We start from the raw sequence: 24,835 nt of genomic DNA on the forward strand, positions 1-24,835 counted from the left end.
AGAGCGTTTAATGCCGGTGGAGGTACTCTTGGCTCTAGTTCTATTCTTGTAAACACACGCCCAGGGCTAGTGGTAACTTTTCCTAGCAATAACCAAACTGGGTTACCACTTAGTTTTAACGTACTTGTAAATGCTTATGCAGGTGCAAGTTCAGCCTTAGTACAATGGCGGCCTGTAGGCGGTACCTATAATACCACCAACCAGTCTGTACAAGCAGGCGCAGGTCCCTATACTTTACCTGTCAGTGGATTAACTATTAATACTCAATATGATTTGCGGGTAAGAGCTTTAGATGTTAATGGTGTGCTGGCTGAAACTACCTTGCGCATTACCACTACTAGATCACCCCAGATTACTTCGCCTGCAAATGGAGCTACAGGCTTACCGTCCTCCTTTAACGTTTCCGTAGCAGCTTATCCTGGTGCGGCTTCTATGTGGCTGGAGTATAGAATAGCTAATTCAGGGAGCGTTTTTACTGTATTGCAGCAATCAGGTAGCGGTCCGTACACATTCACCCTTAGTGGTCTTTTGGGAGGTACCCAATATGAAATACAAGCCAGAGCGTTTAATGCCGGTGGAGGTACTCTTGGCTCTAGTTCTATTCTTGTAAACATTGCTGAAAATCCATTTGTAATAGCAATTAATGGGCAGAGTATAGATGAAAACTCCTTAATATATTTAAATCAATTTCAATATACATTAACTTCACAAACCATTGGAGGTACAGTCAATTATCGGTGGGAGTTTAGCAAAACCAACACATTTGATTCTTTCGTAACTTTTAATACAGGTAATAATACCGTGTTAACGTTACATGCCGGGCAGTTAGAGTCAGGTGAAAGATATTATGTAAGAATCGCTTCTGTTAAATCTAATGGAGCAGAGAATGTGATTAAACCAGTAAGAAGTTTTTATAATGCGCTCCATCCTACTGTTATGTATAGACCTGTAGGAGATATAACTACTACTTCCACTGGTCTTGTTTCCTTCCATGCACAGAATGCAACTGAGGCAATTTATCAGATAGCAACTGACCCTTCTTTTGATCCGGCTACCATTGTAAATATACCTGGCCCTGCACGTGAATCTGCCTTAGATCCTGCTAATCCAGTATCTGGACAGGTAGTGTATATTGGCAGACGCTGCCGGGTAGGGATTAATGGAAGATTTGTAGATATCACTGATCCCGATAATTATTTATCCTCAGGTCCACAGTGGATATATGATTATATCGCAGGTCTGATACCAGAACAGCAGTATTATATCCGGATGAAACTAGCTAGGCGTGATGCAAATGGGAATTATTTGCAAACAGGTTATTGGTATAATGTTCAAACCATTAGGGCAACTGGCATACCTCCACGAAGCAATGTAGTTACTTATATTCAGGGCGGGCCTACGAATGTGCCTATAACTAGTCCAGAGATATATGTAAAGGATGATCCAAATTATGTTGAAACGCGTTACCTTTTGCAGATAAGTGAAGATGCAGGATTTTCCACATTTGTTTATAACACCTTAGAGCAGACTCCTAAGCCATACTTAGTGAATATATTTAGGGATTTACCAACATTAAAATATAATACAGTTTATTATGTACGGTCTGGCGCATACACTATAAACGATCCTGCAGGTCCTAATGAGCCTAGATGGCAAAATACATTCTTTAAGACTGTAGCCGCACCTGCCAGAATTGCATTTGAAGATGAAGCTCAAGGGGCAGAAACACATAGCCGAATCACTGTCGCACCTAATCCTTTTAGTCAATCTACCAAACTTACTATTGCTCCGAACCACAATGAAGTTTTAGTGAGAATAACCGATATGATGGGTAGAACAGTAGAGGAGATCAATTCATCTGGTGGAAAGTCAATTATGCTTGGTAGCCAATGGAAGAGTGGGTTGTATGTAATTCAGGTTATCGATCCTGCAGGTGAACACGAAACCAAAACAGTTAAAGTGCTCAAACAATAAGGCGCTTTTAGATAAGTATAGAAAAGAGGGTGGAATATATTTCACCCTCTTTTTTGTTACGTTTTATACTAGAAGTGAAACAAACGGATTATCGAAGTCTTTTGCTATGCATTACTAAACTTGATTAAAAGTTTGTAATTTTATGGTTTATTGTAGAAATCCGCTCTCCCTATATCACCGCTAACCCCTTTTCATGAAAAATACCATTCCCCTTATTGCCTTTATTGCTTTCTCTATTGCTGCGGCTCTGACAGTAATCAGCTATTTAGATTTAATCAATGTTGATCCTGCTGTTCTGTTAGTTATCAGGTGGATAGCAGTGGTTACGTTACTTATGTTCGCTATTACTAAAAAGTCTCTGACAACATGGATTTTGGTGAGCATGGTAGTGGGAGCTGAAATCGGGAACGACTTTCCAGATATTGCCATAAACTTACGAGTGCTAAGTCAGATATTTCTCAAGCTGATAAAAACCATTATTGCCCCTTTATTATTTGGCACATTAGTAGTAGGGATTGCCGGCCACTCAGATCTTAAACAAGTAGGACGTATGGGCTGGAAATCGTTATTATACTTTGAAGTAGTAACGACTATAGCCCTGTTCGTAGGCTTAGCAGCCATTAACATAAGCAAGGCCGGCGTAGGTATTAATATGCCTGTATCAACTACAGAAGAACTACCACAGGTAGCTAAACAAAGCACTACGGACATCATACTGCATATATTTCCGGAAAATATAGCTAAATCAGTTGCCGATGGGGAAGTCTTACAAATAGTAGTATTTAGTGTGCTGTTTGGTGTAGCATTAGCCATGATCAGTGCAAAACACCGGGCGCCTGTTCTGCGTTTTGCTGAGGGCTTATCTGAGGTAATGTTTAAGTTTACTAACATCATTATGTATTTTGCTCCAGTAGGCGTAGGTGCAGCTATTGCTTATACAGTAGGGCATATGGGTTTAGGCATACTGGTGAATTTGTTTCACTTGCTAGCTACGTTATATGTAGCCTTACTATTCTTTCTTCTATGTGTGCTCCTGCCAATTGCATTGCTTATCAGGGTCCCTGTTAAACAATTTATCCAAGCTATAGCAGAGCCTGTGTCTATTGCATTTGCAACTACCAGTTCGGAAGCTGCTTTGCCACGTGCCATGGAAGCTATGGTGAGAATAGGGGTGCCACAGAAAATAGTAGCTTTTGTGATGCCCACCGGATATAGTTTCAATCTAGATGGCACAACACTCTATTTATCGTTAGCTTCCGTATTTGTAGCTCAGGCAGCCGGTATAGAATTAAGTTTTGGCCAGCAACTATTGATGGTATTCACATTAATGCTTACAAGTAAAGGAGTAGCCGGAGTACCACGTGCATCATTAGTAATACTTTTGGGTACCGCAGCTTCATTTGGTTTGCCAGTAGAACCTATCTTTATCATCCTTGGCATTGATGAATTGATGGATATGGCACGTACATCTGTGAATGTAATAGGAAACTGTTTAGCAACGGTTGTTGTAGCAAAATGGGAAGGAGAATTTGCCAAAGAACCTATTGAAAGTGAATCTATCCGGGAAGTAGAAGTATAGCACGGAATTCCTTCAATTTTAATTGGTAAGCACTTGTAAGTTAAATTTGACGTGAAAATATCATGGCCTATTTATTCAAGCAATGCCATAATATCATCTTTGGATAAAGCTTTTACAAAGCTTTCTTCCGTAGTAATTAATTCGTCTGCCAGCCGCTTTTTGTTTTTCTGCAAAGCCAGTATTTTCTCCTCTACCGTATTTTTGGTAATAAATTTATAAGTGAACACCGTTTGTTCCTGTCCAATCCTATGTGCCCGGTCTACGGCTTGTGCCTCTATGGCTGGGTTCCACCAGGGATCTAATATAAATACATAATCTGCAGCAGTAAGATTTAAACCAAGTCCACCGGCTTTCAGAGAGATAAGAAAGACCTGAATGTCTTTCGCCTGCTGAAACAGCTCTACCTGCGATTGGCGGTCTTTGGTACTGCCATCTAAATAGGTATAACTCAACCCTAGCTTTTGAATCTGTTCCTTCAGAATAGCTAAGTGTTTTACAAACTGACTAAAGACCAGTATTTTATGTTTTTCGCTTACAGCTGTTTCAAGTCTGTATAACACATCCTCCAATTTGCCGGAACTCCCCTTATAATCAGGTTGCACCATTCTCGGATGATTAGCTATCTGGCGTAGCTTAGTCAAGCCTTGTAATAAAATGAGTTGTGATTTTTGAATACCTTTATCCTCTATCTGTTCCAGAATCTTGTTCCTGAAATAAGATTTAGTTTCCTCATATAACTCCTCCTGACTGGCATGCATGGTGCAGTATTGAATATTTTCGATTTTCTCAGGCAATTCAGTAGCTACTTGCGATTTGTGTCTACGAAGAATAAAGGGCTTAATGATGGAATACAGGCGCTGCATTTTCTGTTCATCATTCTTTTTCTCAATAGGTAATAGAAATTCATTTCTAAAGAAACGCTCAGTACCCAGCAGTCCAGGATTAACAAAAGTCATCTGCGACCATAGATCGAGCGTGGTATTTTCCAGAGGTGTGCCAGTCAGGATAAGCCGGTGCCTGGAGTTTAGCTGATTTACTGCTTTTGCAACAATAGAAGAAGGATTTTTTATTGCCTGAGACTCATCAAGGATAATATAATTGAAGTAGTAACTTTTCAATAAGTCGGTATCTATCCGGATAATTCCGTAAGAGGTTAGTATTAAATCATATCCCTGAAACTGGTCAACATTTTTTTCTCGGTGAGTGCCCGTATAGACGAAAACCCGCAGGCCAGGCGTAAACTTCCGTGCTTCTACTTCCCAATTGTATACCAAAGATGTAGGCATCACCAGTAACGAGGCCTGGGTGATACCAGCTTCCTTTTGTGCTTGCAGCAAGGCCAGGGTTTGAACGGTTTTGCCCAAACCCATATCATCGGCTAGGCAACCACCAAACTTATATTTATTGAGGAAATTCATCCAGTTATAACCAGCCTTCTGGTATGGCCTGAGTTGTCCGGAGAAGCCATCTGGAATAGGGAAATCCTCTATTTTATCAAATTCTTTTAGTTTTTCCAGCTTGTTATGTATAGTAACCTGAGCCAGATTTCCTGTCTGCAGTTCTTGCACTAAGGAAATATGATATTTTTTTAAGGTTAATGTACTTTCCCCATCCGATGTATCTGCAAATGCAAATAATTCTGAGTATTGCCTGCGCCAAACCTCCGGTATAAATGCTATTTCTCCATTAGGCAATGTAAACTCATATTTATTGTGTAAAATCAGATTCCGAAGTTTAAGAAATGGTATTTCATACTCACCAAATTTAATTTTAGCAAAAATATCAAACCAGTCCCGGTTTTCGGTAATCACAACGGAAATGGATGATTCACCTAAAAAGTATTTTTTTTGATCTGACGAATTTTGTTTAAGTAAAAAACCCTCCTGCTTTAAGTAATCGCTGTGTTGATGCATCCATGAAAACGCTGCCTGCCTGTCCATGCTGATTCTGCCATTCTTAATATCTAAATCAACTTTTTGCAAGGCTTGGATTTTCCGCTTTTCCTGTTCCAGCATCCGCCGTATCTTATAGAATATATATGAATCATCGGTCTTCTCTACGCTAACGCTGGAAGAGGAGGCATACTCTGGCCGGAAAGAATATTTTCCATACTGAAAAGTAAGATCAAACATAATTTTGCCGTCTGGCTTTTCTTCATCAACGAGCACGCTAGTAGCAGAGGAGCCCACAGCAAATAAACTAAGAGAGGCTTGTGCAGGCTGTACGTCTGAAAATGTAAGAATAGGCTGTGGCTGATACGATTCTGAACGTATTTCAAAACCTTTGGCATACACATCAAAGGAAGCAACCAGCGGAGCTACAAACTTTTTGTAATAGGTATCTTCTATACTTCGGGGAACAACAATGAATTTTTTATTAAGAAATGGCTTTAATTTATTGCCATCTACATTTTTTTCGAAATTATACAACTTATTGTTTACTATCATCCAGGCCGGATCATTGCAGATAATAATAGCCCCTTTATTTTGAAACTCTAGTTTTTCGTGTCCACATTTAATGGTTGGAAAATAATGTGTGTTGTCTTCGTTACGGCGGAAATGGAATAATACATTGGCTTTCTCAGCAACCTTATATATTCTTTGCCATGCCGGATTGCCATCTGTACCCATAATAAAAACCATCTTATTGCCCAGGTTATTCAATATTTTGGCTTTTAAAGATTCAATATAGGTTTGAATGGTTTGTTGCAATAATTCATCGCCTTTTTTGGGATCGTATACTTTCAGAAAAAACTCTGCAATGCTTACTTTTTTATTATAAAATTTCTTTATTACTACCTCCTGTTGCATAGCATCTATCCATTTTACCAGGGCAAAATCGGTTTCATCCAGGCCGGAAGAAAATTCCTTGGCATTTTTGGAAGAGATATTCTGATGTTTAAGCGTAAGTTGTCCTTTGTAATCTAATTCGACTACAAAAGTTTCAAAGAGAAATCCCAGATATTCATGCTCAAAGAGAGAATAAATAATTTGAAAGGGTTCTGATGGGGATACGTTCATTTTTAGAAAAGGCCAATTACAAATAAAGTAATTTCCTTAAATTTTTGCTGCATCTTTGTTTTAAAAATTATCATTCAGTATTAATAAATTGTTTCTTTTTAGAGAAAATGTATAAAAGTCCTGTTTTTCTACAAAAGGGCCAGACGGTAGGTCTGATAGCTCCGGCAGGTAAAGTGCCCGTAAATGATATAGAGAAAGCGATTGCTGTTATAGAGTCGTGGGAAGTAAAAGTTAAAAAAGGTAAATATCTGTATGAGCAGAATTTTCAATTTGCAGGCACTGATGAGCAGCGGCTGGCAGACTTCCAGCAAATGTTGGATGATCCAGGGATTGCTGCTATTTTGTGTGCCCGTGGGGGATATGGGACTACGCGGATCATTGATAGAATAGATTTAACAAAGTATTTGCATGCGCCCAAATGGATAGCTGGCTACAGTGATATTACGGCTTTGCATTGTCATTTACATGCCAGAAACATACAAAGTATTCATGCAATTATGCCCTTAACTTTTGCCAAAGACGATACCGCTGAGTCGGTAGAAAGCTTGCGGAAGGTATTGTTTGGAGAATCAATTGTGTATGAGTCCGCTTCTCATGAGTTTAACAGACCTGGAAAAGCCACAGGTCCTATTGTTGGAGGTAATTTGGCCCTGCTGGCTTCTATTTGCGGTACAGCCTCCGATATAGATACAGCTGGTAAGATCTTATTTATTGAAGATATCAGTGAGTACTTTTATAATATAGACCGGATGATGATTCAACTGAAGCGAACAGGTAAATTAGATAAGCTTTCCGGACTTATTATTGGTCATTTTACTGATAGTAAAGACAACGAAACTCCCTTTGGCAAAAATGCTTATGAGATTGTGCTTGATGCTGTGAAAGAGTATTCTTATCCGCTTTGCTTTGGATTTCCCATAGGACACGAACCCAGAAATTTTGCAATTCCTTGTGGCCGGGTTGCCGTTCTTGAGGTTAATCAAAATAGGCCTTCCATGCTTTGTTTCGATGAAGGAGCAAAGCGGATTTAAAACGTTTAACTATAAAAAATAAAAGCCTTCGCTACGAGCGGAGGCCTTTATAAATATACACTTTTTGCATTATGTATCGCCTACATAATACTTAACTAATATACGATAATTTTGAGAAAAAGTTAAATTTTTCTGACATTTTTTTCAACAATAAAATTGTAAACAATAACAAGGTTAATTTTATAGTTGAAGCATTAATCGTATATGAGTAGCTGTATATTTATATATAATAGAGGTTTCTTGTATTTTATTTCGCAAAATGGTTTCAATATAAGTGAAACGTCCTGCTTTACTAATTTAGTATACCCTATATTAAAAAGTTATAAATACAGGTATTGATAATAGTGATAAAGCTAATATAAGAATACCATAAAATATGACAATAGCTCTGCGGCTATGATTTTCTTTCTTGCCAAAAACGGCGCACATAAAATTATTTAACATGTATGACATAACATTGGTTGTTTTGAAGTTGCAGACTCTAATTTCTGAAACTTGGTATTGCTGTACATTGTAATTCGGTTAAACATCTTACCTACAACATATTTATCCTGACTATTACTATCAATTGCAATATTCTGATAAATTAACCCCTAAATTTTCATGAATAAGAGTACAAATACTATTAAACTGAGATTTACAAGTTAATTTACGGGAGTTGTTTAAATTTTGTTTACAAAATATTTATTTAAAAGTCAAGTGTTTTTATCTAAAATGAGTAAATTATTGCATACAGCGCGTAAATATACCTTTTTACTTTAATTTCCCCAGGCTTTCAACTACTTGCCTAAAACAATCTGGATAAATAGCTTATCTATTCAGTAAGTAAAGATAGTTTACTAGATACAAGCTGTTTAAGGCAACTCCTGCACTTTATACGAGTTATAGTACATAAGTAAAACTATTTTACCATTCACCTATACAGGCTCTTTTCCAAACCGCTAATTCTATGAAATTTTTTGTGTATCTATCCCTCTTAGTATTTCTCCTTTGCTCTGGAAGTAATACAAAATCACCAAAAGTTACCTTGCAGGAAGCATTTCCAAAGCTAACCATTGAAATGCCGGTAGAATTTGTTAGTCCTAAAGATGGTACTAATCGTAATTTTGTGGTAGCACAGAAGGGAATAATTCATGTATTTCCTAATACAGCCGAAGTATCGCAAACAGAAGAATTTTTAAATATTACAGAAAAAGTTGTAAGTGGTGGCGAGCGTGGATTGCTTGGATTAGCTTTTCACCCGGATTTTAAGAATAATGGCTATTTTTATATTAATTATACCAGAGGCAACCCGCTTGAAACAGTTATTTCACGCTTTCAGGTAAGTAAAGCTAATCCAACTAAAGCAGATCCTTCTACAGAGTTAGTGCTTCTTACCTATCAGCAACCTTATAGCAATCATAATGGCGGCAAAATAGCTTTTGGTAAAGATGGCTACTTATATATATCTGCAGGAGATGGCGGAAGTGGCGGCGACCCTGAAAACCGGTCACAGAATCTGAAAGAGTTACTTGGTAAAATTATGCGGATTGATGTGAACCGGAAAACTGGCAATCGTAATTATGGTATTCCTGCAGATAATCCCTTTGCCGGTAATAAAGATGGATACCGCGAAGAAATATACGCGTATGGGTTGAGAAATGTATGGCGATTTAGTTTCGATGAACAAACAGGAAAATTATGGGCAGGCGATGTTGGACAGAATGCCCGGGAAGAGATCAATATTATTGAAAAAGGAGGAAACTATGGTTGGAAAGTAATGGAGGGCTCTGTGTGTTATAACGGCCGCAATAGCGGAAAAAACGATGATTGTGGCAAAAAGGGATTAATAGAACCTATCTATGAATATTTGCATTCGGCAGGTCTGGGGCAGTCTGTTACTGGCGGCTTTGTATACCGGGGTAAGCAAATGCCTCAGCTGGTTGGAAAGTATATCTATGGCGACTACCAAAGTGGCAAAATATGGGCAATTACACTGAGTGCTAATGGGAAAGCGGAGAATGAATTAATTGCTGATCTGGAGGGGTTGGTATCGGCTTTTGGTGAAGATAAAGACGGAGAAATATATGTTTGTTCGTATGGAGAAGGCAAAATCTTAAAGATGCAGGCAGGTATCTAAAAATGGCGAATACTCGCTAAACCAGTAACCTAGATTAGCAACTTATTATTTCCTACATACTTATGTTCTGACTAATTTAACAAGTCAGTTTGCCTGATTTCTATGGAGAAGGGGGAGGAGTATGCAAGTTCCTTAGGGAGAGGCCAGTTAATTTGCCCGGTAGTTGTAGTCGCTGGCATATTGAATTTTTAATCCCTGCTTGTTAATGTATTCTTTCAGTAATTCCTCGGCTTGCGCATGGTTAAATACAAAAAGCATTTCCCGGTAGCTTAATTCTCTCTTTACTGATTGGCTGAACTGACGGTCCATCTTGCGGCAGTACTGGTAAAGGGTTACGTTGGTTTTTATCAACTCTTTCTTTTCATTCTCCAGCGTTTCTACAGCTGCCCGGAGCATTTCTATTTCAGCTTCCATTTGTTCTTTAGTCATGTTCATAAAGAGTTGTAAGTAAAATATATGAGCAGATACGATTTTCGTGATAACAGATATTTATGTAAATGTATAAATTAAAGCACTACACACTACATTTTATGCCTGATTATTTCTGCAACAATCTAGTTACGCTCCATGCTGCCCTGCATACCTCCGCGTAATTTTATTACTTTTGTAGAGCAGTTGTATAGTAAATCCATAAGTACGGCTCTTTGGGTAGTTCATGCCTTTTGGGATATCAGCAAATTCGCCTCTTTCATGTCAGAAGAACAAATGTATAGAGTGGCACTCGGCTTAACTTCGGGTGTGGGAGACAAATTAACCAAAATATTAGTCAGCTATTGTGGGTCGGCAACGGAGGTGTTTAAAACAAAGAGAGGTAAACTACTGAAAATACCTGGTGTAGGTCCGAAAACCGCTGATGCCTTATTAAGCAAACAAACCTTACTGGAGGCGGAGGAAGAATGCACAAAAGCAGAAAAAGAAGGCGCACTCATGCTTTTTTTCACAGATACTGATTATCCCCAACGGCTAAAAACAATAGATGATGCGCCAACTTTACTTTATTTGAAAGGGAATGCAAATGTTAATGCCCAGAAAATAGTAGCCATTGTTGGTACCCGTAGTGCTACATCGTATGGTAAAAAAATAACCGAGGAGATTGTAGAAGGGCTTTCTCATTTTGATTCCATGCTTATTGTAAGTGGCCTGGCTTATGGTATAGATATAACTACACATAAGGCGGCACTAAAATATACCGTACCTACCTTAGGCGTAATGGCTGCCGGCGTAGATGTAGTATATCCGGCGGCGCATAAAGGTATAGCAGGGCAAATGCTGGCTGAGGGTGGTTTGCTTACTGAGTACCCAATGGGTACGAAACCTGAAGCGCCTTATTTTCCTGCCCGTAACCGTATCATTGCCGGCTTGGCAGATGCCTTAATTGTGGTGGAAGCAGCCATTAAAGGAGGCGCCTTGATTACCGCAGATATTGCCAATAGTTACAACAAAGATATATTTGCCGTTCCTGGTAATGTGGGCTCTACGTATTCGGAAGGGTGCAACCGACTTATTCAGACACATAAGGCAGGTATATTTACCAGTGTGCAAGATATGGTTTTTATGATGAACTGGGAAAAGAAAGGCTTGCCAAAAGCTCCACCTCTTTTAGATTTATCCGCTCTGTCGGAGGAAGAAAAACTGGTAGTATCCTTATTGCAGCAAAATAAAGAAATGCTGATAGATGAACTTAGCTGGAAATCTCAGGTTCCAGTAAGTTTACTGGCTTCGTTATTACTTGGTCTAGAACTACAGGGAATGATAAAGTCTATGCCTGGTAAAAAATACACATTAGCACAAAACAGGTAGATCCCTGTAGGTAACTCTGGCACTTATTCGGTAGAAAATTCTATGGCAGATTATTATGAGATATTAGGTGTGAGCAGGCAGGCTTCTAGTCAGGAAATAAAATCATCTTTTAAAAAATTAGCTTTGTTGTACCACCCCGACCGTAATCCGGGTAATCCCTCGGCGGAGGATAAATTTAAACAAATAAATGAGGCCTATCAGGTATTATCAGATACCAATAATAAATTAATCTATGATCTAAAACTAAACGGGCAATATATACCCCAAGCACCTGTTTATCCGGAATACGAACCCCGGGAACGCCGCAGATATAGATATCAGCAAACGCCTCCTGAAGCGTATCAACCTCGGTTCACTAAAGAGCAAATTCGCAAAGTATATATAGTCGGCGTGCTTTTTTTTGTAGGTATGTTCATATTTAGCTTTTTCTTATACACCTATATGAATAAAAAAACGGCTGTTATGCATTATGAACAAGCTTTAATCTATGCAGCAGATAACAGATTGTATCAAGCTATGTCTGAAGTAAACAAAGCCATTTATTTCAATGATGAATATGCAGAGGCGTATCAGAAAAGGGGAGAATTACAGCTGGTAGCAGGCCCCAACTATGAGCTTGCCTATGCGGATTTCAACGATGCCATAAACTATTCGGAAACTCCCACAGCCGAAATGTATTTTTACAGAGCTCTATGTCTATATAAGACCGGCAAGTATACGCAGGCTATAGAAGATAGTCAGGTAGCCTATAAAGATGCAGAACTAAAAGGCTCGGCTTTATATCTGAGAGGAGCTGCCCGCAAAGCTTTACACGATTACACCGGTGCCTGCAAAGACTGGCAAGAGGCTTATGCGGCCGGAATAAGCGCCGTGAAAGATTCCATTCAGGCTAATTGCGGAAACTTTTAAGGTGTTTTCCAACAAATGAATGCGTATTTTTGCCTTATGCTTGAGTTAAACTTGCCTGCATTCGATTATAAACTAAAAAAGAAAGACGATAAACTGTACATTTTTGATGTGCTCAGGAAAAAATACGTCTTTCTAACCCCGGAGGAATGGGTACGGCAGCATTTTATTCATTTTCTTATCAACAAATACCGTTATCCCAAAGCCTTGATGAAAGCCGAAGGAGGCCTGAAATATAACAACCTGCCCAAACGGACAGATCTAGTAGTATACGACAGGCAAGGCAAACCTTTTATAGTAATCGAGTGCAAAGATACCTTTGTGCAACTTACGCAGGCTACCTTTGAGCAAGCCGCCAGATATAATTATGTTTTGAAAGCACCTTACCTGATTGTCGTAAACGGACTAACGTATCATTGTTGTTACATCGACCATGTCAACCAAAGCTTTCAATTTCTGGAAGATATCCCGTATTTTGCACCTACTGATTTTTCTTCTGATAATTAATTATGATTTATATTGAAAACAATCGCCGCTAGCCAGTCGCCTCTTTCTATTACTTCTCTAACTGAACAAAGCATGCTTTGGAAGGTCCTACCATTTGTGGGTATATACCTCGTATATGGAATAGGGCTATTTATAGATGTAATGGATGTGGACGCCTCCCAGTATGCTTCGATGGCTAGGGAAATGCTTGAAACTGGTAACTATCTACAGTTGTATAACCGCTACCAGGATTATCTGGATAAGCCACCGTTACTATTCTGGCTTTCAGCGTTATCTTTTAAATTATTCGGTATATCTAATTTTGCTTATAAACTGCCGGCATTCCTGTTTTCCCTCATAGGCACATATGCTACCTACCGGTTGGCAAAGTTATTTTATGGCAAGGAAACAGGCTATATAGCTGCATTACTTTTGGCTTCCTGCCAGGCATTTTTCCTTTTCAACCACGATGTACGCACCGATACCAACTTAACAGGAGCCGTAATTTTGGCAATCTGGCAACTAGCGGAGTTTAACAGAAGTGGTAAAATAGGTAATCTGATCCTGGGTTTTACTGGAGTTGCTTTAGCTATGCTGGCTAAAGGACCTATTGGGCTGATGGTGCCGGTACTAGCTTTTGCAACAGACTTTATAATAAAGCGGCAATGGTCGTCTTTTTTTAAATGGCAGTGGCTGCTTGGAATCGTTTGGGTAGGATTATTACTGCTACCCATGTGCATTGGCCTATATCAGCAGTTTGATTTGCACCCGGAAAAAGTGATGTATGGCCAAACTGGTACATCAGGTTTAAAATTCTTTTTCTGGACTCAAAGCTTCGGGCGGCTTACCGGGGAAAATGTATGGAAAAACAATGCCGACATTTTCTTTTTTATGCACACGTTTCTGTGGAGTTTTCTGCCATGGAGCCTATTGTTTATTGCCGGATTATTTAAAGATACCAAAGAGCTGTTTAAGAAAAAATTCAGGCTAACCAGTAATGAAGAAGCTATCACCTGGGGTGGATTTATATTTCCATACATAGCTCTGTCTACTTCCAAATACCAGTTGCCGCATTACATTTTTGTGCTTTATCCGCTGGCAGCTATTATTGCTGCGAAGTATGTGTACAGGTTACTCGCACAAAAAGAATCTGTAAAAGCGTTTGTAGTCTGGAAAAACATACAACTATTTGCTATACTAGTCATCTGGACGGCCATCGCTTTGCTGATTCTGATATCCTTTCCTCTGACTAACATTTTTCTCTGGATACTTCTATTAGTGTTTTTTGCCGGAAGTTTGTATATGTATTTCAAAGGAAGTAACTGGTACAAACAGTTAATTATTCCGTCGGTAATAGCTATCACTGGAGCTAATCTGGCATTGAATGCACACGTATATCCGCAATTGTTTACCTACCAGTCGCCAGGTGCTGTAGCCAGGTATGTACAGGCGAAAGGGATAGATCTGGATAATTTTTATTTCTATAAAACCCATATGCATTCCCTGGATTTTTATGCCCAGCGTATTGTGCCTTCTTTGGAAGAAACAAATGCAATGGCTACGTTCTCTCCGGAAACTCCTTATTGGATTTATACAAATGCCGATGGATTAAGTATTCTGCAAGCTTTGCAGGTAAACCCACAGATTGTAGAAACATTTGATCATTTTCATATTTCTACGCTTACCTTACCCTTTTTGAATCCTAACACAAGGGAAAAAGCCATAGAGAAGCGGTTTTTATTGAAAGTAGGGAAGTGAAAACTAACTGTTAAATCCATATCCATTTAGAATAAACTAAAAAGGCCGGTTTTATGCCGACCTTTTTAGTTTATGGAATAGTATATAATTAGCCTAACTTTTCAAATATCCGTTTCAAAGAAACTTCATTTTCTATTTTGCTGCGTAAATCTGCTATTTTAACTCTTTCCTGAGTCATTGTGTCTCTGTAGCGGATAGTTACCGTATCATTCTCCAGGCTTTCATAATCTACTGCAATACAGAAAGGGGTACCAATTAAATCTTGCCTTGTATACCGCTTACCAATTGCATCCCTTTCTTCATAAATTATATTAAAATCATACTTCAGAGAATTGAAAATGGCTTGTGCTTTTTCTGGTAAACCGTCTTTTCTTACCAATGGGAAAATGGCAGCTTTTACGGGGGCTAAAGCCGGATGAAGTTTCAGGTAGATACGTTCTTTCTGGTTTTCTCCTTCTCCTACGGTTTCCTCAGTATAAGCATGGCAAAGAACAGCCAGGAACAGGCGGTCGGCGCCTACGGAGGTTTCTACTACATAGGGAACATAATTGCCATACGGTTTGCCATTTTCATTCAGCTCATTATCAAAGTATTGCATCTTTTTCTTCGACAGTTCCTGGTGATTGGAAAGATCAAAATCAGTGCGGGAGTGAATACCTTCTATCTCTTTAAAACCAAAAGGGAAAGCAAACTCAATATCTACAGCTGCATTGGCATAATGAGCCAGTTTTTCATGCTTATGAAACTGTAACTTCTCTGCAGGCAAGCCAATGGACTGATGCCATTTTAGCCTGGTTTCTTTCCATTGTTCATACCACTTCATCTCCTCACCGGGGCGTACAAAAAATTGCATCTCCATTTGTTCAAATTCCCGCATCCGGAAAATAAACTGCTTGGCTACAATTTCATTCCGGAAGGCTTTCCCAATCTGGGCTATACCAAAAGGAATTTTCATGCGGCCGGTTTTCTGCACATTCAGAAAGTTTACAAATATACCTTGAGCTGTTTCCGGGCGTAAATAAATCGTATTAGAGTCTTCGGCTACCGAACCCACCTGGGTAGAAAACATCAGGTTAAACTGGCGTACATCTGTCCAGTTGGACGTTCCGGATAGCGGGCATTTTATTTTTTCTTCAACAATTAAATTGTATACGCCTTTCAGATCATTGGCCTCCAAAAGCTGATTCATCTTTTTTACTATGGCCGCTGCTTTTTCCGAATCACCCTTTTCTGCCAGTTGTGCTGCATAGTCTTCTATCAGCGTGTCGGCCCGGTAGCGTTTTTTGGAGTCTTTGTTATCAATCATGGGGTCGTTGAATCCATCTACGTGGCCGGATGCCTTCCAGGTAAGCGGATTCATAAAAATTGCTGCATCTACGCCTACTACATTATCGTTGAGTTGCGTCATGCTTTTCCACCACAAGTTTTTAAGGTTATTTTTCAATTCTACGCCGTACTGCCCGTAATCATACACTGCTTGCAAGCCATCATAAATTTCACTGGAAGGAAATACAAAACCGTATTCTTTGGCATGAGAAATAATTTTCTTAAAGGTGTTCTCGCTGTTGTTCGCCTCTTTTGGCTTCTGTGAGTTCTCTTGTGTAGTCATGCCGCAAAGATATAGAATTTGCTTGTTTGATGATGCTTCTTGCTAAATATTTGAGAAGGACTAACAGAGCAATACTGGCCATATACAGAGCGTGGAGTAAAGGAATGAGAGGTAAGTTAAATGCCTATAGGTGTGAAACTTAAACTTCAACCGGCATTTGGCAGCCATTCACTTTTAGCTTCTAAAAAAAACAAGCTTCTAATTTTCAATTTGTAAAACTATTCCTATATTTGCACTCCTTTTACAATTCCAGAGATTTATCCAGGCATTGACTTTATACTACAATCATGAGCGAAATAATTAAAATGGTAGAGGCTGAATATTCAGAGAAAAGAGCCGGCATACCAGCTTTCAAATCGGGCGACACGATAAATGTACACGTGAAGATCCGTGAAGGTAACAAAGAGCGTATTCAGCAGTTTCAAGGCACAGTTATTCAGCGTAAAAACCCGAATACCAATGGCGAAACCTTTACTGTACGCAAAGTTTCTAACAGCGTAGGTGTGGAAAGAATTTTCCCACTGCTTTCTCCGAACATTGAAAAAATTGAAGTGATACGCAGAGGTGTGGTAAGAAGAGCCAGACTATATTACCTGAAAGGAAAATCTGGGAAAGCTGCCCGTATCAAAGAAGATAAAAGATAATTGCCTGTATACATGCAGTAAAAAAGCCATCTTCCGATGGCTTTTTTATTTTACACAAAGTTGAGAATTAATTGCTAGCGAGAGGGTTACTTGCTGAGGCGGGAATCATAAAGGTGTAAAAATTATTCTCTACTATTATGCCCATTGATTCGCAAACTTCCGGAAGCCCTTTTGAGCCTGCTGCCCCCAAAGTAGTATTTGAGCAACAATTAGAAACCTATTTTATAGATAAAGCACCATTCCAGATTCCAGCGTCTACGAAAGAAGCCATTGTAAAATATGTTCCCTGGATTAATCTGGTATTTATGGTTTTATTGCTGCCAGTAGTACTAGCTGTATTAGGCTTGGGTGCTTTGTTTACTCCAATTAGTTTTCTGGGAGGTTTAGGTGGTGGACTTACATTAATTTTTACAATAGCCATACTGGTACTACGAGCCCTGGCTCTTCCCGGATTGTTTAACCGCAAACGCAGCGGATGGGTGTTTTCCTACTATGGAGATTTAATAAATATAATTCTTAACATACTTTCTTTCAGTATTATAGGGTTATTATTCGATGTTGTTTTCCTGTTCGTATTGTTTCAGGTAAGAAGTTATTATAAATAAGTGTTAAATATAGAATAAGGCTTACACAGCCTAAAAAGGATGCCAGTTTGGTGGCATCCTTTTTTTTGTGGCTATTTTTTCCAATATTGAATAAAATCGTACAAGCACTAATTTTACATAATCCATACTTTTTTTACCCTCAAACCTATCATATGATACTTGTCACCGGCGCCAATGGAAAACTAGGGAGTGCCACTATTGAATTTATCCGGCAAAAAAACGTACAAGCCAACGTAACTGCTCTGGTAAGAGGGGCAGTAAAAGGAGAAACTTTGCAACAAAAAGACGTAGAGCTACGGATTAGCGATTATATGGACTATAGTTCGTTGCTCCAAGCATTCGAAGGAATAGAGGTTATGGTATTTATTTCATCCGGAACAGTAGTTAACCGGGTGCATCAACACAAAAATGTGGTGGGTGCAGCAAAAGAAAAAGGTATAAAACATATTATCTATACCAGTTTCCTGAAAGCCTCCGACAATACACCAGGTATTTTTCTGGATCATACGGAAACAGAAAAAGAGATTATGGCTTCCGGTATTGCCTATACTCTATTCAGGAACACCTATTACGACGATCTGTTACCTATGTTGGTAGGCGATGCTTTAAAAACTGGCCATATGTATTACCATGCAAACAATGCTAAGATTAACCTGGCATCCAGACGCGATATAGCAGAAGCACTGGCCAATGTAGCTTTACACGCAGAGCTTCACCAGAATAAGATCTATGAAATAACATCTGCCAATGCTTATTCTTTTCCGCAGATAGCTCAAATGCTAAGCGAAGCATCCGGCAAACAAATTAGCTATACGGATATTTCATATGAACAATTGAAAGAAGGCTTAAAAAGCACCGGATTACCTGAAGGAGTAGTAGGCATGATTGCTTCTGTGTCTAAAATGATTAGTCAGGGAATGATTGACTATACGGATCCTGCCCTTGAAAACTTGCTGGGAAGAAAGCCAGTAGATTTAAAAGATACCATTGCAGCCTATGTAAAAAGTAATGTAAACAACTAATAGGGTATGTCAATTATACATCCAAATACATCAACTGGCCTGCTATCGCCGGGCACCAGGCTTGGCTATGTGCATTATACAGTGGCTGATCTGGAAAAACAGATTACTTTTTATACCCAAATACTTGGATTACAACTTCATTGGAAAACAAGCAATGAAGCTGGGCTAGGGGCAGGCAAAGCCGATTTAATACGGTTTACCGAGGATAAAACCGCCACGCGTTATGAGCAGGCAACAGGTTTGTATCATCAGGCCTTATTATTGCCCAACCGGAAGGAACTAGCCAGGGCCATAGCCAGATTGTTTTCTTACCGGTACCCTAACTCCCCAACGGATCATACCATCTCGCAGACTACCTATCTGGAAGATCCGGAAGGGAATACCATAGAACTGCTGGCAGATACACCAGAGGAGGGAACCTGGGAAGTCTTGGAAAATGGCCTATCTGTGCGGGACAATCAAGGGAAAGAACGGCATATGAGTATTGCCCTGGATGTAGAAGCATTATTCAGGCAACTAAGCCCAGCAGATGATATTCATCAACCTATGCCTGCTGATACTATTACCGGGCATGTGCATTTGTATGTAAATAACCTGCACACGGCTATGGCATTTTATAGGGATGTGCTTGGCTTTCAGAAACAGAGTATGATGCCCAAGTATAAAATGGCCGATACAACACTTCCCGGATTTAATGTACATATGATTGCCTTTAACACCTGGAAAGGAGAAAATGCCAGGCCCGCCCCGTCTCCGGCTCTGGGTATGCGGTATTTCACAGTTAACCTTACAATCATTGAAGACAGAAAAAAGCTAGTAGAACGCCTAACCCATTCACAAATTGCTCTTATAGAAACTTCCGAAGGTCTGTTAGTGAATGACCCAATAGGAAATGGGGTGTTAATTACTTTAGCAAGTTGAAAGAAATCAGCCTTTGGAGCAGTAGCTCGGGTTTATTTACTTACCTCTACCCAACAAAGCCAGCAAATTGCTGGCTTTGTTGTTAAAAAATGCTAGTAAATCCTTTTGAGAGACTGGTCGTATAAGTATAGTAAACAACAGCTAAACCAATAAAAGTAGAAATATTACTGGAACCTTCTCTTTTATTTTACGTTTGGGTCTGATTGAATATAAACTAACCATTAACATATTAAATAACAGCTATGAAAAAAATCGTATTGGTACTAGCCTTTCTTATAACCGCAGGCTTTTCGGTACAAGCCCAAAGTTTTCTTATACCCAAAGGCGGTTTGGTATTTTCTAACTTAAATACAACGGAATCTGGCGTATCTGGCAGAACCGGATATGTAGCAGGCTTAGGCTTGAGTATTCCTGTAACAGCTGATAACTTTTTTGTCATTCAGCCAGAGTTATTGTATATACAGAAAGGAGCCACTTTTTCCACTACAGGCACTTCCACCAGGGTAGGTAACACATACATCAATTATGCAGAATTACCTGTATTGGCTAAAATCAACTTTGGGGGAGAATCTTTCCGGTTGTATGTAAATGGCGGCCCTTCTATTGCCTATGCTTTATTTGGACGCACTAACCAGAATGGAGCTGTAGTAGATGTTAAGTTTGGCGATGAAGCCGATGTTACCTTCAACAACCGCATCGACTTTGGCCTTCAGTTTGGTGGAGGTATTGGTTTTAAAGCAGGCCCTGGGGATATTCTACTGGATCTTCGGTATGGCTTGGGTCTGTCTAACCTGTTAGATCAGCCAGTAGCCGGAACAGATACAGAAGCACAGAACCGGGTATATGCATTAACCTTAGGATATGCTATCCCCTTAGGAACCAGATAAATTTTTTTAACCAAAGGAAGTATGTTTCGGTTTGAAGAATAAAAAATCTCATTCTGTAAACTTGCTTACACGTAATTTTTACCCAATCAATAAAATCAGCTATGAAAAAATGTTTTTTACTTTTGGCAGCAATCTTTCTACTTGGATGGACTGCCCAAGCACAAGTATATTTAATACCCAAAGGTGGTATTACTTCTTCCAATGTAAATTTTGATCAGGATCTCCCTAATCAGAAATCGAATACCGGATTTGTAGGTGGTTTAGGGGTAAGTTTTCCTATTACTGCCGACAATTTTGTGGCCATCCAACCAGAGTTACTATATACTCAAAAAGGCTTTAAAGCAGATAGTTACACAACTTTTACTAATCCCCGTATTAACTATAATTATCTGGAAGTGCCCTTATTATTGAAAGTAAATTTTGGCGAAGATGCCTTCAAAGCATTCGTAAACGGTGGTCCTTCGTTTGGCTATGCCCTTGGAGGAAGATCAAGAGCAGATAACCAGGACATGCGGATTAAATTTGGTAATGATGCATCTACAAGTGATATTATGTATGTTGATCCAGATAATGTCAATCGCCTGGATATAGGAATTCAGTTTGGTATAGGCGCAGGTATTGCTGCCGGCCCTGGCGACCTTACCCTGGAAGCCCGCTATGGCATTGGCCTTACAGATTTTAATAACATCAGTGGAGCTCCTGATTCACAAAATAAATCTAAAAACCGGGTAATTGCCCTTATGTTAGGATATGCCATTCCCTTTGGCGGACGGTAGGAAAGAATTTGCCAAAAACAACAAAGCCCCTTACTAAATGGGGCTTTGTTGTTTTTATATAGATCTGCACATAATTTTTTGGATCTGTGTTAAACTTTACTGCCCATTCTGACATTATAAAAAAAAGCTTAAATTTGTAAGCCTATTGAAAAGCTATACGTTTATAAACATCGTAGCTTTTCGTTGGATTTAGATAAATACGCACATGTTAGATATAATCACCAAAGGAATAACTAAAATTTTCGGTACAAAGTCAGAGCGGGATTTGCGGGAGCTTACTCCTTATGTAGGAAAGGTAAACAGCGAGTACGTAACCTTGCAGTCTATTTCAGATGACGAACTACGCGGAAAGACAACTGAAGTAAGACTATATATTCAGCAAAAACTTCAGAATATAGACGATCAGCTATCGGGTCTGCACAAGCGTATAGAAGAAAACCCAGATCTGGATATTAATGAGAAAGAAACCATATTCGGCCAGATAGATAAACTGGAAGAAGAACGGGATAAGCAATTAGAAGTGGTATTGCTGGAAGCACTACCCAAAGCGTTTGCCATTATAAAAGAAACTGCCCGCCGTTTTAAAGAAAATGGCAAGCTGGAAGTAACTGCCACCCTGCACGATAAAAAGTTAGCTGCTACTAAAACAAATATAGTAATTGAAGATAACAAAGCTACCTGGCTCAACCGCTGGTTAGCCGCCGGTAGCGAAGTTGTATGGGACATGCTTCATTACGATGTACAAATCATTGGCGGAGTAGTGCTGCATCAGGGAAAAATTGCGGAGATGGCTACCGGAGAAGGTAAAACATTAGTGGCTACCTTACCTGCCTTTCTGAATGCGCTGGCTGGCCGGGGCGTACATATTGTAACTGTAAACGACTACCTGGCTAAACGTGACTCTGAGTGGATGGGGCCTTTATTTGAGTTCCACGGCCTGAATGTGGATTGTATAGACAAGCATCAGCCTAATTCTGCAGCCCGCAAAAATGCCTACATGGCAGATATTACCTACGGTACCAACAATGAGTTTGGGTTTGATTACCTACGCGACAACATGGCGCGTAATCCTGAGGAATTGGTGCAGCGCAAACATCACTATGCTATGGTGGATGAGGTAGACTCTGTGTTAGTAGATGATGCCCGTACCCCGTTAATTATCTCTGGACCAGTGCCCCGGGGCGATGAGCATGAATTTCATGAATTAAAACCACGGGTAGCACGCTTGGTAGAAGGTCAGAAAAAAATTGTATCAGATTTCTTGATAGATGCCAAAAAGAAAATAGTGGCCGGTGACGAAAAGGAGGGAGGCCTATCCTTATTCAGAGCATACCGGGGTTTACCTAAAAATAAGCCACTGATTAAATATTTAGGTGAAACCGGAATGAAGGTACTCTTGCAAAAAACAGAAAATAATTATTTGCAGGAGAATGCCAAGCTAATGCCCGAAGCAGACGCCCCTTTGCTGTTTACCATAGACGAAAAACACAATAGCATTGAACTTACTGAAAAAGGGATAGATTACATTACTGGTGCAGGGGAAGATCCTTCCTTCTTTATTTTACCCGATATTGGTACAGAGATAGCTAAGCTGGAAAATGATACTACATTATCAGAAAGTGAAAAATTACAGAAAAAAGAAACATTAATTTCTGACTATTCTGTAAAAACACAACGTATCCATACAATTAACCAGTTATTGAAAGCCTACACGTTATTTGAAAAAGATGTAGAATATATTATTGTAGAAGGTAAAGTAAAAATTGTAGATGAGCAGACAGGCCGTGTAATGGAAGGCCGCCGCTATTCAGACGGCTTGCACCAGGCGATAGAAGCCAAAGAAAATGTAAAAGTAGAAGAAGCTACCCAGACGTATGCTACTGTTACCTTACAGAACTACTTCCGGATGTACCATAAACTTGCCGGGATGACTGGTACGGCAGAAACAGAAGCAGGCGAATTATGGGAAATCTATAAACTGGATGTAGTAGTAATTCCGACCAACCGCAAAATTGTGCGGGCCGACCGTGAAGACAAAGTATATCGCAGCGTGCGTGAGAAATTTAATGCTGTAGTAGAAGAGATTGTAGAGCTAACAGACAAAGGCCGTCCGGTTCTGGTGGGTACTACTTCTGTAGAAATTTCAGAATTGCTTAGCCGGATGCTTACCTTGCGTAAGATTAAACACCAGGTATTGAATGCAAAATACCACCAGAAAGAAGCAGAAATCGTAGCCGAGGCTGGCAAACCTTCTACCGTAACCATTGCTACGAATATGGCAGGCCGCGGTACAGATATTAAACTAACCCCAGAGTCACGTAACTCAGGCGGTTTGGCTATAATTGGTACAGAGCGCCACGAATCTCGCCGTGTAGACCGCCAGTTGAGAGGCCGTTCCGGCCGTCAGGGAGATCCTGGTTCCTCTCAATTCTTTGTTTCCTTGGACGATAACTTAATGCGCCTCTTCGGCTCAGACCGTATTGGACGCCTGATGGACCGGATGGGATTGGAAGAAGGCGAAGTAATTCAGCACTCTATGATCACAAAATCGATTGAGCGGGCGCAAAAGAAAGTAGAGGAGAATAACTTCGGTATCCGGAAGCGCTTACTCGAATACGATGATGTAATGAACTATCAGCGGGAAGCTATTTATAAGCGCCGTAGAAATGCCCTCTTTGGTGAAAGATTGCAGCTAGACATTTTAAATACCTTATATGATACCTGTGAAGATATTATAAGCAATACCCAGGGCAATCCGGATGGTTTTAAACTGACCGTTATCGGTACGTTGGGTTTTGAGCCAGCTATTACTGAAGAAGAGTTTAACCGCTTGAACATAAGCCAACTGACAAGTAAACTATATAACCAGGCTGAAAAGCATTATTACAAGAAGAATCAACAAATTGCCGATAAAGCATTTCCGGTACTAAACGATGTGTATCAGAACCGCCCGGGAATAGAGGAAGTAGTGGTGCCTTTTACAGATGGGATACGCCAGATTAGTGTAGTAGCCAGCCTGAAAAAAGTAGTAGAAACACATGGTAAGGAACTGGTAAAAGCCATGGAAAAAAGCATTACCCTGGCTATTATAGATCAGGAATGGAAAGAACACCTGCGGGATATGGATGATCTTAAACAATCTGTTCAGAATGCTGTGTTTGAGCAGAAAGATCCTTTGCTGGTATACAAATTTGAATCCGTTGAATTGTTCAAAAAGTTTGTTGCTAAAGTAAATGGAGATACTATTTCATTTCTTCTAAAAGCAGATATTCCGGTGCAGGATAGTGAAGAAGTAAGAGAAGCCAGACGCCAGAGGCAAGTGCAGCAACAAAAGCTACAAGTAACCAAAGAGGAAGTGCATTCGTCGTTGGACACTGCGCAAAGCCCTCCGTCAGAAAATGCTATGCCGGCTGCGCCACCTCCACCAGTAGAAAAGGTAGCCCCAATCCGTTCTACCAAAGTGGCTAACCGCAACGATCTGGTAAGTGTCCAATACCGGGATGGAAGTATAAAGAAGGATGTGAAGTTTAAAAAAGTAGAAGAAGATCTACGGAATAATAGATGCGTTTTAATTGAAGATTAACCAAATATAAGGCCTCATAAAATATTTTTATGAGGCCTTATACTGTATATTGACAATTATAAAAATCTAACAAAAAAATATAATTAATTTAAGGTATTGGTAGTATTTTAGATAG

18 protein-coding genes are annotated in these 24,835 nt (G+C 39.7%); 15 read left to right on the top strand and 3 right to left on the bottom strand.

Annotated elements, in window-relative coordinates:
• Together Q0590_RS27020 and Q0590_RS27025 are read left to right on the top strand one after the other, a co-directional pair.
• Positions 1 to 1,974, top strand: a 1,974-nt coding sequence (locus tag Q0590_RS27020) for a T9SS type A sorting domain-containing protein (protein WP_302040762.1), incomplete at its 5' end; no start/stop codon positions are given.
• A gap of 193 nt (positions 1,975 to 2,167) precedes the next feature.
• Entirely contained in the window at positions 2,168 to 3,553 is a 1,386-nt protein-coding gene (locus tag Q0590_RS27025) for a dicarboxylate/amino acid:cation symporter (protein ID WP_302040763.1), read from the top strand.
• 71 nt (positions 3,554 to 3,624) lie between these two features.
• Here Q0590_RS27025 and Q0590_RS27030 read toward each other — a convergent pair whose 3' ends face one another.
• Positions 3,625 to 6,573 carry a DEAD/DEAH box helicase gene (locus tag Q0590_RS27030; RefSeq protein ID WP_302040764.1) on the bottom strand — a complete coding sequence of 983 codons (2,949 nt, stop codon included), beginning with the start codon at positions 6,571 to 6,573 and terminating at the stop codon, positions 3,625 to 3,627.
• 107 nt (positions 6,574 to 6,680) lie between these two features.
• On the opposite strand from Q0590_RS27030, the gene Q0590_RS27035 reads away from it, so the two are divergent.
• Positions 6,681 to 7,604: a S66 peptidase family protein gene (locus Q0590_RS27035; protein ID WP_302040765.1), complete on the top strand. Its 924-nt coding sequence runs from the start codon at positions 6,681 to 6,683 to the stop codon at positions 7,602 to 7,604.
• 949 nt (positions 7,605 to 8,553) lie between these two features.
• Positions 8,554 to 9,723: a PQQ-dependent sugar dehydrogenase gene (locus tag Q0590_RS27040; RefSeq protein WP_302040766.1), complete on the top strand. Its 1,170-nt coding sequence runs from the start codon at positions 8,554 to 8,556 to the stop codon at positions 9,721 to 9,723.
• Between the two features lie 147 nt (positions 9,724 to 9,870).
• On the opposite strand, the gene Q0590_RS27045 is transcribed toward Q0590_RS27040, so the two are convergent.
• On the bottom strand, positions 9,871 to 10,152 hold the full coding sequence (locus Q0590_RS27045; RefSeq protein ID WP_302040767.1) for a hypothetical protein: 282 nt from the start codon (positions 10,150 to 10,152) through the stop codon (positions 9,871 to 9,873).
• Between the two features lie 138 nt (positions 10,153 to 10,290).
• Between Q0590_RS27045 and dprA the strand changes: the two genes are divergently transcribed.
• The 4 genes from dprA to Q0590_RS27065 are packed head-to-tail and all read left to right on the top strand — an operon-like array spanning position 10,291 to position 14,673.
• Complete coding sequence (dprA, locus tag Q0590_RS27050) at positions 10,291 to 11,523, top strand: DNA-processing protein DprA (RefSeq protein WP_366970525.1); 1,233 nt, start codon at positions 10,291 to 10,293, stop codon at positions 11,521 to 11,523.
• A gap of 42 nt (positions 11,524 to 11,565) precedes the next feature.
• Positions 11,566 to 12,432 carry a tetratricopeptide repeat protein gene (locus Q0590_RS27055; RefSeq protein ID WP_302040768.1) on the top strand — a complete coding sequence of 289 codons (867 nt, stop codon included), beginning with the start codon at positions 11,566 to 11,568 and terminating at the stop codon, positions 12,430 to 12,432.
• A gap of 36 nt (positions 12,433 to 12,468) precedes the next feature.
• Positions 12,469 to 12,936, top strand: a complete 468-nt coding sequence (locus tag Q0590_RS27060; RefSeq protein WP_302040769.1) for a type I restriction enzyme HsdR N-terminal domain-containing protein — start codon at positions 12,469 to 12,471, stop codon at positions 12,934 to 12,936.
• A gap of 12 nt (positions 12,937 to 12,948) precedes the next feature.
• Positions 12,949 to 14,673, top strand: a complete 1,725-nt coding sequence (locus tag Q0590_RS27065) for an ArnT family glycosyltransferase (RefSeq protein ID WP_302040770.1) — start codon at positions 12,949 to 12,951, stop codon at positions 14,671 to 14,673.
• An 88-nt stretch (positions 14,674 to 14,761) separates the two neighbouring features.
• Here the strand turns inward: Q0590_RS27065 and Q0590_RS27070 are convergent, their stop codons facing one another.
• The gene (locus Q0590_RS27070) at positions 14,762 to 16,282 is read right to left on the bottom strand and encodes a glycine--tRNA ligase (protein ID WP_302040771.1); all 1,521 of its coding nucleotides are present in this window, start codon (positions 16,280 to 16,282) and stop codon (positions 14,762 to 14,764) included.
• Positions 16,283 to 16,569: 287 nt separating this feature from the next.
• On the opposite strand from Q0590_RS27070, the gene rplS reads away from it, so the two are divergent.
• The 7 genes from rplS (at position 16,570) to secA (ending at position 24,720) form a co-directional block, all read left to right on the top strand.
• On the top strand, positions 16,570 to 16,926 hold the full coding sequence (rplS, locus tag Q0590_RS27075; RefSeq protein WP_302040772.1) for a 50S ribosomal protein L19: 357 nt from the start codon (positions 16,570 to 16,572) through the stop codon (positions 16,924 to 16,926).
• A gap of 137 nt (positions 16,927 to 17,063) precedes the next feature.
• Positions 17,064 to 17,531 carry a chromate transporter gene (locus tag Q0590_RS27080; RefSeq protein WP_302040773.1) on the top strand — a complete coding sequence of 156 codons (468 nt, stop codon included), beginning with the start codon at positions 17,064 to 17,066 and terminating at the stop codon, positions 17,529 to 17,531.
• A 152-nt stretch (positions 17,532 to 17,683) separates the two neighbouring features.
• Positions 17,684 to 18,553: an SDR family oxidoreductase gene (locus tag Q0590_RS27085; protein WP_302040774.1), complete on the top strand. Its 870-nt coding sequence runs from the start codon at positions 17,684 to 17,686 to the stop codon at positions 18,551 to 18,553.
• Positions 18,554 to 18,559: 6 nt separating this feature from the next.
• On the top strand, positions 18,560 to 19,474 hold the full coding sequence (locus tag Q0590_RS27090) for a VOC family protein (RefSeq protein WP_302040775.1): 915 nt from the start codon (positions 18,560 to 18,562) through the stop codon (positions 19,472 to 19,474).
• A 242-nt stretch (positions 19,475 to 19,716) separates the two neighbouring features.
• Positions 19,717 to 20,361 (top strand): porin family protein, encoded by a 645-nt coding sequence (locus Q0590_RS27095; RefSeq protein ID WP_302040776.1) that lies wholly within the window; start codon positions 19,717 to 19,719, stop codon positions 20,359 to 20,361.
• 122 nt (positions 20,362 to 20,483) lie between these two features.
• Entirely contained in the window at positions 20,484 to 21,137 is a 654-nt protein-coding gene (locus Q0590_RS27100; RefSeq protein ID WP_302040777.1) for a porin family protein, read from the top strand.
• Positions 21,138 to 21,342: 205 nt separating this feature from the next.
• On the top strand, positions 21,343 to 24,720 hold the full coding sequence (gene secA, locus Q0590_RS27105; RefSeq protein ID WP_302040778.1) for a preprotein translocase subunit SecA: 3,378 nt from the start codon (positions 21,343 to 21,345) through the stop codon (positions 24,718 to 24,720).
• Positions 24,721 to 24,835: the final 115 nt, after the last annotated feature.

It is taken from the genome of Rhodocytophaga aerolata (assembly GCF_030503435.1).
In the GTDB taxonomy this organism is placed as follows: domain Bacteria; phylum Bacteroidota; class Bacteroidia; order Cytophagales; family 172606-1; genus Rhodocytophaga; species Rhodocytophaga aerolata.

Excerpts from the sequence above, each read along its gene's own strand:
- Q0590_RS27045 (WP_302040767.1), bottom strand. The coding sequence starts at position 10,152 with ATGACTAAAGAACAAATGGAAGCTGAAATAGAAATGCTCCGGGCAGCT.
- Q0590_RS27035 (WP_302040765.1), top strand. The coding sequence starts at position 6,681 with ATGTATAAAAGTCCTGTTTTTCTACAAAAGGGCCAGACGGTAGGTCTG.
- Q0590_RS27055 (WP_302040768.1), top strand. The coding sequence starts at position 11,566 with ATGGCAGATTATTATGAGATATTAGGTGTGAGCAGGCAGGCTTCTAGT.
- Q0590_RS27030 (WP_302040764.1), bottom strand. The coding sequence starts at position 6,573 with ATGAACGTATCCCCATCAGAACCCTTTCAAATTATTTATTCTCTCTTT.
- Q0590_RS27070 (WP_302040771.1), bottom strand. The coding sequence starts at position 16,282 with ATGACTACACAAGAGAACTCACAGAAGCCAAAAGAGGCGAACAACAGC.
- Q0590_RS27080 (WP_302040773.1), top strand. The coding sequence starts at position 17,064 with ATGCCCATTGATTCGCAAACTTCCGGAAGCCCTTTTGAGCCTGCTGCC.
- Q0590_RS27025 (WP_302040763.1), top strand. The coding sequence starts at position 2,168 with ATGAAAAATACCATTCCCCTTATTGCCTTTATTGCTTTCTCTATTGCT.
- Q0590_RS27060 (WP_302040769.1), top strand. The coding sequence starts at position 12,469 with ATGCTTGAGTTAAACTTGCCTGCATTCGATTATAAACTAAAAAAGAAA.
- Q0590_RS27095 (WP_302040776.1), top strand. The coding sequence starts at position 19,717 with ATGAAAAAAATCGTATTGGTACTAGCCTTTCTTATAACCGCAGGCTTT.
- secA (WP_302040778.1), top strand. The coding sequence starts at position 21,343 with ATGTTAGATATAATCACCAAAGGAATAACTAAAATTTTCGGTACAAAG.
- rplS (WP_302040772.1), top strand. The coding sequence starts at position 16,570 with ATGAGCGAAATAATTAAAATGGTAGAGGCTGAATATTCAGAGAAAAGA.
- dprA (WP_366970525.1), top strand. The coding sequence starts at position 10,291 with ATGCTGCCCTGCATACCTCCGCGTAATTTTATTACTTTTGTAGAGCAG.
- Q0590_RS27085 (WP_302040774.1), top strand. The coding sequence starts at position 17,684 with ATGATACTTGTCACCGGCGCCAATGGAAAACTAGGGAGTGCCACTATT.
- Q0590_RS27040 (WP_302040766.1), top strand. The coding sequence starts at position 8,554 with ATGAAATTTTTTGTGTATCTATCCCTCTTAGTATTTCTCCTTTGCTCT.
- Q0590_RS27090 (WP_302040775.1), top strand. The coding sequence starts at position 18,560 with ATGTCAATTATACATCCAAATACATCAACTGGCCTGCTATCGCCGGGC.